We start from the raw sequence: 11864 nt of genomic DNA, 5'->3' as shown, positions 1-11864 counted from the left end.
ATGGGCCGGGACGAGCGACGACAGACGCCCGCGGCACCAGCCAGGGCCAGGGCCAGTGTCAGGGGATATCGGTCAGGGTTCGCTCAATCGAGGCGAGGCGAAGCTCCAGCAGGGCGAGCCGGTCGAGCACGGCCTGGTTGCTCGCGGTGCTCTGCTCGACGAGGCCGCGCAGGTCCGCCGCTTCGGCGAACTCCGCCTGCTTCTCGCGCGACCGCAGCACGGCCGCCACGATGCTCGATGTGACGCCGGCGATAATGCCGACAATGGCGATCCAGGCGAACCAGGGAATGTTGTCCATCAATGTGTGCTTTCTGTGTCGGCTGCGACCGCCGCAACGATGCGTGCGACGTTGGTGGTGACCTCGAACGAAACGACCTCGAAAAATTTCAGGGCCTTGCCGTCGTCGGAGAGTTCGAGGTGCCCGGTCACGTAACCGGCCGATTCGAGTCGTTGCAGGTGCATGTACAGCAGGGCCCGGGACATCCCCAGCCGGCGGGCGAGCTCACTCACATGGAGGGACTCCTCCGCCAGCAGGGCGATGATGCGGAACCGGTGCGGGTTGGCGAGGGCGGACAGCCGGGCGATCTCCTCGTCGAGCGTCATCGTGCCCACGCTCCCCTCGACATCCATCTACCTGCAATAAATACCTTACACGTGTAGGCCCAAGCCGTCCAGCACCGCCACGTCAGCCGCGCGGCAGCTGCGCCGCGGGTGAGGAGCGACGACGTGCAGCAGAGCACGGATGCCGCGGCGCGGCTCAGCGGCCCGGCATCCGGTCGGCCAGGCCGGCCCGGGTCGCCCGGACGTGGGCGGCCGGGAGAGCGGCGAGCAGAGCGTCGACGTCGGCCTCGGTGTTGGTGCGGCCGAGGGTGATCCGCAGGGCGCCGCGCGCCTCCACTTCGCTGCGGCCCATGGCGCGCAGCACGTGGGAGGGCTCGGCCACGCCCGCCTGGCAGGCAGACCCCGTGGACACCGAGATGCCCGCCACGTCGAGCAGGAACAGGAGCGAGTCACCCTCGCAGCCCGGGAAGCTGAAATGCGCGGTGCCCGGCAGATGGTTTTGCGGGTCCGGGTCGCCGTTCACCACAACGGAGGGTACGGCCGAAGAGACGCCGACGACGAGTCGCTCGCGCAGCGCGGAGATCCGCGCGTTCTCCGCTGGAAGGTCGTGCAGGGCGTTTGCCGCGACCGCGAATGCCACGGCCGCCGCGACGTCCTGGGTGCCGCTGCGTACCTGACGCTGCTGCCCGCCGCCGTGCAGCAGCGGCTCGACCGTGGCCCGGCGCGAGAGGGCGAGCGCCCCGATCCCCACCGGGCCGCCGATCTTGTGTGCCGAGACGCTGAGCGCGGCCACGCCGGCCTGGCTGAGGGCGTGGAAATCGATCGGAACGTGGCCGTACGCCGCCACCGCGTCGACGTGCACCGGGATGCCGTGCGCCGCGGCGAGCGCGGCCACCTCGGCGACCGGCTGCAGGGTTCCGACCTCGTTGTTGGCGCTGAGACAGGTGATCAGGGCGATGTCGTCGGGGTTCGCGGCGATGGATTGGGCAACCGCTGCCAGGTCGATCCGGCCGACGGCGTCCAGCGGCAGCCACTCGACTACGGCTCCCTCGTGCCGATCGAGCCACTCGACCGTGTCCATGGTGGCGTGGTGCTCGCCTCCGGGAACGAGGATGCGGGTGCGCGGCTGCCTGGCCCAGAACAGCCCCTTGATGCCGAGGTTGATCGCCTCGGTGCCGCCGCCGGTGAAGACTACCTCGATCGGGTCGCAGCCGAGGCTGGCAGCGACCTGCTCGCGGGCCTCCTCGAGCATCCGTTTTGCGTTCTGACCCTGGCTGTGAACGGATGCGGGATTGCCCACCACCCCCATCGCCCGAACGTAGGCGTCAATGGCTGCGGGCAGCATGGGGGTGGTTGCCGCATGGTCCAGATAGATCGCCATCTCGCTCCTTTCGCGCTCGCTCGAGTTTCGCCAGGTCCCACCGGCGGGTCTCCTGGTGGTAAATCACGGCTTCTGTACTCATTACTCTAGAACGCATGACCCCGCCTGATCCCCTGCGCAGCCTCGGCGTGCGAGTCACGACCCACGGCGGCGAACTCCGCGTGTGGTCGGAGACCGCCGACGCCATCGACCTGTGCATCTTCGACGCCACCGACCCCCACTGGATCATCAAGACCGTGCCCATGGTCAAGGATGAGCACGGCGTCTGGTCCGGACACTCCCGAACCCTCTCCCCCGGACGCCGCTACGGCATCCGCGTCTCTGGTCCCACCGCCCCCCGCAACTCCTTCCACCCCGAGAAGACACTGATCGAACCCTATTCCCGGGGACTCGTGCGGGTCGGCCCCGACCAGTGGCAGTCTTCCGTAGTCGACGGCGATTTCGACTGGGCCGGTTCGGTCAAACCGAGGATCGCCCTGGACCACACCGTGGTCTACGAGGCCCACGTTCGCGGCCTCACCAACCTCAGCCCCTCGGTGCCGGCGAACCTCCGCGGCACCTATGCGGGCCTTGCCCACGAGTCGACCATCGGCTACCTGAAGAACCTCGGCGTGACCAGCGTCGAACTGTTGCCGGTGCAGGCGTTCGTGTCCGAGCAGCGCCTGATAAAGCAGGGTCTGAGCAATTATTGGGGTTACAACACCTTCAACTTCTTTTCACCGCACGCCGACTACGCCACCCAGAAGTCCCAGGCCGCCGGTCCCGAAGCGGTGCTCCGGGAATTCAAGGGCATGGTCAAGCTCCTGCACGAGGCCGGCCTCGAGGTCATCCTCGACGTGGTCTACAACCACACCGCCGAGGAGGGCCCGAACGGCCCCGTCAGCAGCCTCCGCGGCATCGACAACGCCGCCTACTACCGGCAGAACAGCGCCGGCGGATACATCGACGTCACGGGTTGCGGCAACACCCTGAACGTCTCCCACGACGTTCCCCGCCGACTCGTGCTCGACTCGCTGCGCTACTGGGCGAACGAGGTGCAGATCGACGGTTTCCGCTTCGACCTGTCCGCCACGCTCGCCCGGGACGAGAACGTCGACTTCCAGGCGGACAGCCCGCTGCTCGCCTCGATCACGGCCGACCCGGAACTCTCGACGGTCAAGCTGATCGCCGAGCCCTGGGACATCGGGATGGGCGGCTGGCAGACCGGCAATTTCCCAGACGGCTGGACCGAGTGGAACGACCGCTACCGCGACCGCATGCGGTCGTTCTGGCTGACCGACCTGGCGGCCGCCCGCGACGGGCACGCCGGGAGCGGGATCGGGCGCTTTGCGACCCGCCTCGCAGGTTCCGCGAACACCTTCTCCCGGGAGCGCGGCCCGCTCGCCTCGCTCAACTTCATCACGGCCCACGACGGTTTCACGATGGCCGATTTGACCTCGTACAACGTCAAGCACAACGTCGGCAACGGGGAGTCGAACCGCGACGGCACCGACTCCAACAACTCGTTCAATCACGGCGCGGAGGGTCCGACCCGGGACCGGGACATCCTGACCGCCCGGCGCAAGGCCATGCGCAACCTGCTCGCGACCCTGCTGCTGTCGGCCGGCGTGCCGATGATCACCGCGGGCGACGAATTCGGTCGCAGCCAGCGCGGCAACAACAACGCCTACTGCCACGACAGTGAGCTCACCTGGTTGAATTGGGACCTCGACGACTGGCAGGAGGACCTGCACCGGGTGACTCGGCGCCTGCTCCAGCTGCGCCGCGAGAACCCGGCGCTGCGCCCGGTACGGTTCGGACGCCCCGGTGAGACGACCCTCAGCGCCAGCGAAATGAACTGGTACAACGCGGAGGGCCGGTCCATGTCCGAGGACGACTGGCACTCGTCCGGTGAGCGCACTCTGCAGTACCTGGCGGCGAGCACCCCGGAGCACGAGGATTTCAACCGTATCCTGCTGATCGTGCAGGGCCGTGAGGAGGAGGTGACGGTGACGCTGCCCCTGCACACGGGCGTCACCTCGTACTCGCTGCTCTGGGATTCCAGCCACGACGACCTGAGCGACGCCGTCATCGAGCACGCCCCCGGCGACCGGTTCCTCGTACCGGCCGCCTCAATGCAGCTGCTCCGGGCGCACTGAGCGTGGGCAACCGGACCATGGGCAACCGGACCATGGGCAATTGGACCGGGGGCCGCTGACCGTGGCCAAACGGGTGGAGGGAAGCGCCGGTACTCCGGCGACGGTGGCGCTGGTGCGCGCCGGCATCCCGTTCACCCCGCACGCCTACCCGCACGAGGCGTCGTCGACGAGTTTCGGCCTGGAAGCGGCGGAGAAACTCGACGTCGCCGCCGGCCGGGTGTTCAAGACTCTGCTGACGGATGTCGACGGCCGGCTGGTCGTCGGCGTCGTGCCGGTCACCGGCCAGCTCGACCTCAAGGCTTTGGCCACCGCCGTGGGTGCAAAGAGGGCCGTGATGGCAGACCCGTCGCTCGCCGAGCGCAAGACCGGCTACGTGGTGGGCGGTATCAGCCCGATCGGCCAGAAGAGCCGGCTCACGACCGTGGTCGACGAGAGCGCCCTGACGTTCGACACCGTCTTCGTCTCCGGCGGGCGCCGCGGTTTCGACATCGAGCTGACGCCGGCCGATCTGGCCCGGGCCGCCTCCGCGGTCTTCGCGGCGATCGCGCGCCCGTAACCGCACGAAAAAACACCTCCGTCGGAACGAAGGTGCTTTTTCGTGAGGCCGGTCAGCGCTAGCCGGCGACGGCGATCAGACCCATCTCGGCGGGGCTCACCAGAAGCGCGTTGTGCGGCACGACCCGCACCGTGTAGCCGAATGCGCCACCACGGTCGAGTTCTATCGTGCCGGTGAAGAGCGTCGGCGTACTGGCATCCGTCGCACCGGTCCCCAACGGTTCCGTATTGAGCGGCAGGGTGTTGACGTCACTCAGGTCGTCATTGGTGAGGCTCTTGCCGTAGACGACCTCGACGGTGACGTCCTCGGGCGCAAGACCGTTCAGCTGCACGTGTGCGCGGAGGTGCAGTTCGTCGCCGACCTGCGGCACCGGGGCGACGCCGCCGGATTCGACGTGGGTCACGGCGACGCCGGGCCAGGCCGAGACGATCCGCCCCTTCCAGGCGGCCAATTCCCGGGCGGCCCGGTAGTTGTTCTCGGACAGGCGGGCCGCGGCCGTGCCGGCAGGCCGGTACAGCTCCTGCACGTACTGGCGCACCATCCGACCGGCGTTGAGTTCCGGTGAGAGCTTCGCGAGCGTCTGCCGAATCGAGGAGACCCAGCGTTCGGGCACTCCGTCGGCGTTGCGGTCGTAGAACTTCGGTGCGACCTGGTGCTCGATCAGCTCGTACAGCGCGTCCGCCTCGAGCCGGTCACGTTCGGCCGCGTCACCGGCGGCGTCTGCGGTGGGGATCGCCCAACCGTTGTTGCCGTCGTAGTATTCCGGCCACCAGCCGTCGAGGATCGACAGGTTGAGGGCGCCGTTGAGGGCCGCCTTCATGCCGGACGTGCCGCACGCCTCGAGCGGGCGCAGCGGATTGTTGAGCCAGACATCCGTGCCTGGGTACATCAGCTGGGCCATACCGATGTTGTAGTCGGGCAGGAACGCGATCTTGGTGCGCAGCGCCGGGTCGGCCGCGAACTGCACGATCCTCTGGATCAGGCGCTTGCCCTCCTCGTCGGCCGGATGCGATTTGCCTGCGATTACGATTTGGATCGGGTGTTCGGAGTGCAGCAGCAGCGCGCGCAACCGCTCGGGGTCGTGCAGCATCAGGGTCAGACGTTTGTAGGTCGGCACGCGGCGGGCGAACCCGATCGTGAGAACGTTCGGGTCGAAGACCCGCCCGATCCAGGACGGCACGATGCCGCCCGGGTTCTGGCCCTCCCAGGCCGCGGCGATCCGTCGGCGGGCGTCCTCGACGAACTGCAGGCGCATCTGGCCGCGCACCTGCCACAGGTCCGTGTCGGACACGGCGGGCGACGCCCAATCGGCGTCGGACGTGTCGCTGGTGCCCAGACGGCTCTGCGCGAGCGCGAGAAGGGCCGGGTCGGTCCAGGTGGGGGCGTGCACACCGTTCGTGATCGAGGCGATCGGCACGTCGTCGGCGTCGAAACCTGGCCATAGACCCTTGAACATCACCCGGCTGACCTCGCCGTGCAGCTTCGAGACGCCGTTGGCGCGCTGCCCCAGTCGCAGGCCCATCAGCGCCATGTTGAAGACGTCCGGGTTGCCATCCTGGAAGTTCTCCGCGCCGAGGGCGAGGAGGTCGTCGACGGCGACGCCCGGAAGCAGGTCGGTCTCGAAGTAGCGCCGCACCAGGCTGCGCTCGAACCGGTCGATGCCGGCGGCGACCGGCGTGTGGGTCGTGAACACCGTTCCGGCCCGGGCCACCTGCAGCGCCTCCGAAAAACTGAGCCCCTCGCCGATCAGGCTGGAGATGCGCTCGAGGCCGAGAAAACCGGCGTGACCCTCGTTGGTGTGGAACACCTCAGGGTCGGCCTGGCCGTTGAGGCTGCTCCACTTCTTCACGGCGCGCGCGCCGCCGATGCCGAGCAGCAGCTCCTGCAGCAGACGGTGTTCGCCGCCGCCGCCGTACAGGCGGTCGGTGACCAGTCGCAGGTCGTCGGTGTTCTCGGGGATGTCGGTGTCGAGCATCAAGAGCCGGATGCGACCGACCATCGCCTGCCAGACCCGCGCGTGCAGGGTCCGGTCGTCGGGAAGTGCGAGGGAGACCTGCACGGGCGAGCCGTCGGCCCGGCGCAGCACCGACAGCGGCAGGCCGTCGGGGTCGAGCAGCGGGTAGCTCTCCAGCTGCCAGCCGTCGGGTGAGATGGCCTGGCTGAAGTACCCGGCACGGTAGAACAGGCCAACACCGACCAGCGGCACGCCAAGGTCCGAGGCGCTCTTCAGGTGATCGCCGGCGAGGATGCCGAGGCCGCCCGAGTACTGCGGCAACGCGGCGGCGATGCCGAACTCCGGGGAGAAATAGGCGATGGATGCCGGCTTGTCGCCCTCGAGCCCCTGGTACCAGCGGGGCTTCTCGAGGTACTCGCGCAGTTCGTCGCGGGTGGCGTTCGCCCACGCCACGTAGTCGTTGTCCTGGGCGAGGGCTTCGAGGCGGGCCGTGTCGACGGCCCCCAGCAACGCGACCGGGTCGGTACCGCTCTCACGCCACAATTTAGGGGCGATGTGCTCGAACAACTGGCGGGTCGGCTCATGCCAGGACCAGCGCAGGTTGCCGGCAAGCTCGTCGAGCGCGGCGAGCGACTCGGGCAGCACGGTTCGGACGGTAAATTTGCGGATCGCTTTCACATCCTCAGCCTAGGCGTGGGGCGTGTCCGGCGGGTGAATAGAGGCAGCATTACACCCCCAATCCGCGCTACGGTCAGTAGGTGGCTAAGACAGTAAAACGCACAGGCGCGGCTCCTGAAACCCTCGGCGCGGTTCAGGAAGTCCAGACGACAGACCCGGCAGAACCCCGGATCGGCCGTATCCCGATCCTCGATCTGTCCCCTCAGTTGAACGACGACCTCTGGCCCGCGAAGGCGTTCGTGGGCGAAGCGGTTCCGTTCGCCGCGACCGCGTTCAGGGAGGGACACGACCTCATCGGCGTCATGCTGCTGCTGACCGCTCCCGATGGAACCGAGTCGCAGCATCCGATGTCCCTGAACTCCCCCGGCACCGACCGCTGGGAGACGCTCGTCACCCTCGGAACCCAGGGCCGCTGGACCTACCGCGTGCGCGCCTACGCCGACGACTGGGCCACCTGGCGGCACAACGCCTCGCTGAAGATCCCCGCCGAGGTCGATGTGGAACTCATGTTCCTGATCGGCTCTGAGCTGCTCCTCCGAGAGAGCGCCGTCAAGACCCGCCCTCTGAACGAGCGGCGCACGTTCACCGCGGCCGCGAAGTCCCTCGTCGACCCGGCCAAGTCCGTCGCCGCCCGCTTCGATGTGCTCAGCAGCCCGAAGCTGGCTGCCGCGGCCGCCGTGCGCCCGATGGCTAGCCTCGAATCGGTCTCGGAATCCCGGACCGTGCTGGTCGAACGCACCCGGGCCGGCGTCGGCTCCTGGTACGAGTTCTTCCCTCGGTCGGAGGGCGCCGTGAAGCGCGCCGACGGCTCCTGGCAGAGCGGCACCTTCCGCACCGCGGCTAACCGGCTTCCGGCCGTCGCCGCGATGGGCTTCAACGTGCTCTACCTGCCGCCGATCCACCCGATCGGCCTGGCTTTCCGCAAGGGACCCAACAACACCCTCAACGCCGGACCGAACGACCCCGGCTCGCCCTGGGCGATCGGGTCGGCGGACGGCGGCCACGACGCCATCCACCCGGACCTCGGCACCGTCGCCGACTTCCAGTTCTTTCTTGCGGTCGCTCGCGAGAACGGCCTCGAGGTCGCGCTCGACCTGGCCCTGCAGGCGTCGCCCGACCACCCCTGGGTCACCGAGCACCCGGAGTGGTTCACCACGCTGCCCGACGGGTCCATCGCCTACGCCGAGAACCCGCCGAAGAAGTATCAGGACATCTACCCGGTCAACTTCGACAACGACCCTCTGGGTATCCGCGCCGAGGTGCTGCGGATCGTGCGGTACTGGATCGGAGTGGGCGTCAATATCTTCCGGGTCGACAACCCGCACACGAAGCCGCTCGATTTCTGGGAGTGGCTGATTTTCGAGATCAACGCCGAATTCCCCGATGTCTTCTTCCTCGCCGAGGCCTTCACCCGGCCGGCCCTGCTGCAGGGCCTGGGCAAGGTGGGGTTCCAGCAGTCGTACACCTACTTCACCTGGCGCAACACGAAGCAGGAACTTGCGGAATTCTTCGATGGCCTCGCCCACGAGACCGCCGACTTCCTGCGACCGAACCTGTTCGTGAACACTCCCGACATCCTCTCCGAGTATCTGCAGTTCGGCGGCCCGGCGGCGTTCAAGATCCGGGCGGCCCTCGCGGCCACCGCGGCGCCGACCTGGGGCGTGTACACGGGCTTCGACCTGTTTGAGTGCGTGGCCCGGCCCGGCGCCGAGGAGAACATCGATAACGAGAAGTACCAGTACCGGCCGCGTGACTTCGCGGGCGCCGAAGCGGCCGGCGCGTCCCTGGCGCCCTACCTCACCCTCCTCAACCGCATCCGCGCCGAGCACCCGGCCCTCGGACAGCTGCGCAACCTCGATCTCCACGAGAGCGAAGACGAGGGGATCCTCGTCTACAGCAAATTCCTCGACGCGCCGTTCACAGGCAGCGGGCACTCGGACGCGTTGATCATCGTCGCCAACGTCGACCCCCACTCCGTGCGCCAAACCGTCGTGCACCTCGACGTCGCCCGGTTCGGTCTGCCGTACGGCTCCGTGTTCGAGGTCGAGGACCTGATCACCGGTGCCATCTGGACCTGGTCGGCCGACAACTTCGTGCGCCTCAACGCATTCACCGAACCGGTGCACATCCTGCACGTGAAAGGACCAGCTCAATGAAGCACGCACAGGGAGGTCCGGCGGCCAAAAGGGCCGCAGACAAGAAGACCGCTGACAAGAAGACCCTGGACAAGGCGGGCGCCGCCCAGCCTCAGGGAACCGTCAAGGCGAGCGTGCCGAAGCCTGCCGGAGCGCTGCACTCCCCCGCGCCGTTCGAGCTGCCGGTCATCGCCGACCACGTCCTCCAGGCCGTCTCCACCGGCAGCTACTACAACCCGCACGAGGTCCTCGGCCAGCACCTGATCGAGCAGGCCGGTATCGCGGACCCGCTCACCGTCATCCGTGCCCTCCGCCCGCTCGCGACCGAGGTCTTCGCCGTGCTGCCCACGGGCGCGCATGTGGAGCTGGCTCACCTGGGCCACGGTATCTGGCAGGGCGTGAGCACTCTCGGCCTTCAGGACTACCTGCTGGAGGCCCGCTACAGCGACGCCCCCACCTGGATCGTCGATGACCCCTATCGCTACCTTCCCACCCTCGGCGAGCTCGACCTGCACCTTCTCGGCGAGGGTCGACACGAACGCCTGTGGGATGTTCTCGGCGCCCACTACCGGCCGAACGCGGGCCCGCTCGGCACCACGTCTGGCACATCCTTCGCCGTGTGGGCCCCGCATGCCCGGGCCGTCCGCGTGATCGGCGACTTCAACGCCTGGACCGGCACGCTGCACGCCATGCGCAACATGGGCAGCACCGGGGTCTGGGAGTTGTTCGTGCCCGGGCTGACCGCCGGCTCCAACTACAAGTTCGAGCTGATGACCCGCTCGGGCGACTGGGTGCGTAAGGCCGACCCGATGGCCCGCTACACCGAGATCCCGCCCAAGACGGCCTCCGTCATCGGTGAGACCAGCTACGAGTGGGCGGATGCCCGCTGGCTCACCGACCGTTCGGCCACCGACCCCCACAACCGGGCCATGAGCATCTACGAGATGCACGTCGGGTCGTGGCGTCCGGGGCTGAGCTACCGCGACCTCGCCGACCAGCTGATCGACTATCTGAACGAACTGGCGTTCACGCACGTGGAGTTCATGCCGCTCACCGAGCATCCGTTCGGCGGCTCGTGGGGCTACCAGGTCACCGGCTACTACGCGCCGACGAGCCGGTTCGGCCACCCCGACGACCTGCGCTACCTGATCGACCGGCTGCACCAGGCCGGCATCGGCGTCTTGATGGACTGGGTGCCCGGGCACTTCCCGAAGGACGACTTTGCGCTGGCCCGCTTCGACGGCGAAGCACTGTACGAGCATCCCGACCCTCGCCGCGGCGAGCAGATGGACTGGGGCACCTACGTCTTCGACTTCGGCCAGAAGCAGGTTCGCAACTTTCTGGTCGCGAACGCCCTCTACTGGCTCGAGGAGTTCCACATCGACGGGCTGCGGGTCGACGCCGTGGCCTCGATGCTCTACCTGGACTACTCCCGCGAGGACGGTCAGTGGGAGCCGAACATCCACGGCGGCAACGAGAACCTCGAGGCGATCAGCCTGTTGCAGGAGATCACGGCCACCGCCTACAAGCGCAATCCCGGAGCGGTCATGATCGCCGAAGAGTCCACTAACTGGGGTGGGGTCACGGCGCAGACCAGTGCCGGTGGTCTCGGGTTCGGTTTCAAATGGAACATGGGCTGGATGCACGACACGCTTGAGTACATGCAGGTCGACCCGATGTACCGGGCGCACCACCACAACCAGATCACGTTCTCATTCGTCTACGCGTTCAGCGAGAATTTCCTGTTGCCGATCAGCCACGACGAGGTCGTGCACGGCAAGGGCTCGCTGGTCGCGAAGATGCCCGGTGACTCCTGGCAGCAGCTCGCCAACGTGCGCGCCTACCTCGCCTTCATGTGGGCGCACCCCGGCAAGCAACTTCTGTTCATGGGCCAGGAATTCGGGCAGCGCTCTGAGTGGAGCGAAGAGCGCGGCCTGGACTGGTGGACCCTCGACCAGCCGGCTCACCGCGGCCTGTTCACGCTTGTCGGTCAACTGAACCGGGTGTACCGGTCGAACCCGAGCCTTTGGGCTAAGGACAACGACCCGAGCGGCTTCGAGCTGCTCGAGGGCGGCGCGGCCGCCCAGAACGTGGTCTCGTTCCTGCGCTGGGACGCCGACGGCAACCCCATTGCCTGCCTGTTCAACTTCTCCGGGGCGCCGCACAACGGTTACCAGGTCGGCCTGCCGTTCGCCGGGGTGTGGGAGGAGATTCTGAACACGGATGCCGCGGACTTCGGCGGCTCCGGGGTCGGAAACCTGGGTGCCGTGACCGCGCTCGACGTGCCGTGGGCCGGACGCCCGGCATCCGCTGTGGTGACCCTGCCCCCGCTGGCCGGTCTCTGGCTGCGCCTGCAACGCTGACCCGCTTCGCCCCAGTTCGCGAGAGCGCGGAAATGGCCCCGTCAAAACGCCGACGGGGCCATTTTTTTGCCACTTCGGACGCGTGGGCCTGAGCGACT

8 protein-coding genes are annotated in these 11864 nt (G+C 67.9%); 4 read left to right on the top strand and 4 right to left on the bottom strand.

Annotated elements, in window-relative coordinates:
* Positions 1 to 58: 58 nt before the first annotated feature.
* From E3O47_RS07770 to E3O47_RS07760, 3 genes are all read right to left on the bottom strand, one after another.
* A complete protein-coding gene (locus E3O47_RS07770) occupies positions 59 to 298 on the bottom strand; it encodes a hypothetical protein (RefSeq protein WP_104103220.1) in 240 nt (79 codons plus the stop codon).
* Complete coding sequence (locus E3O47_RS07765) at positions 298 to 630, bottom strand: winged helix-turn-helix domain-containing protein (protein ID WP_233191536.1); 333 nt, start codon at positions 628 to 630, stop codon at positions 298 to 300. Before E3O47_RS07765 ends, E3O47_RS07770 begins: the two co-directional genes overlap by 1 nt.
* Positions 631 to 757: 127 nt before the next feature.
* A complete protein-coding gene (locus tag E3O47_RS07760; RefSeq protein ID WP_134420099.1) occupies positions 758 to 1942 on the bottom strand; it encodes a cysteine desulfurase family protein in 1185 nt (394 codons plus the stop codon).
* Between the two features lie 95 nt (positions 1943 to 2037).
* On the opposite strand from E3O47_RS07760, the gene glgX reads away from it, so the two are divergent.
* Both glgX and ybaK read left to right on the top strand, forming a co-directional pair.
* A complete protein-coding gene (gene glgX, locus E3O47_RS07755) occupies positions 2038 to 4080 on the top strand; it encodes a glycogen debranching protein GlgX (protein ID WP_104103214.1) in 2043 nt (680 codons plus the stop codon).
* A 40-nt stretch (positions 4081 to 4120) separates the two neighbouring features.
* A complete protein-coding gene (gene ybaK / locus E3O47_RS07750; protein ID WP_241973148.1) occupies positions 4121 to 4636 on the top strand; it encodes a Cys-tRNA(Pro) deacylase in 516 nt (171 codons plus the stop codon).
* A 58-nt stretch (positions 4637 to 4694) separates the two neighbouring features.
* On the opposite strand, the gene glgP is transcribed toward ybaK, so the two are convergent.
* Positions 4695 to 7268: an alpha-glucan family phosphorylase gene (gene glgP / locus E3O47_RS07745; RefSeq protein WP_134400917.1), complete on the bottom strand. Its 2574-nt coding sequence runs from the start codon at positions 7266 to 7268 to the stop codon at positions 4695 to 4697.
* A 206-nt stretch (positions 7269 to 7474) separates the two neighbouring features.
* On the opposite strand from glgP, the gene E3O47_RS07740 reads away from it, so the two are divergent.
* Both E3O47_RS07740 and glgB read left to right on the top strand, forming a co-directional pair.
* Positions 7475 to 9424, top strand: coding sequence for a maltotransferase domain-containing protein (locus E3O47_RS07740; protein ID WP_241986124.1), 1950 nt, complete (start codon positions 7475 to 7477; stop codon positions 9422 to 9424).
* Complete coding sequence (glgB, locus tag E3O47_RS07735) at positions 9421 to 11766, top strand: 1,4-alpha-glucan branching protein GlgB (protein WP_134420097.1); 2346 nt, start codon at positions 9421 to 9423, stop codon at positions 11764 to 11766. The genes E3O47_RS07740 and glgB overlap by 4 nt, the downstream gene beginning before the upstream one ends.
* The last annotated feature ends 98 nt before the right edge of the window (positions 11767 to 11864 follow it).

This window comes from Cryobacterium sp. TMT2-17-1 (assembly GCF_004402765.1).
In the GTDB taxonomy this organism is placed as follows: Bacteria; Actinomycetota; Actinomycetes; order Actinomycetales; family Microbacteriaceae; genus Cryobacterium; species Cryobacterium sandaracinum.
This window is presented reverse-complemented; position numbering and strand designations above follow the sequence as displayed.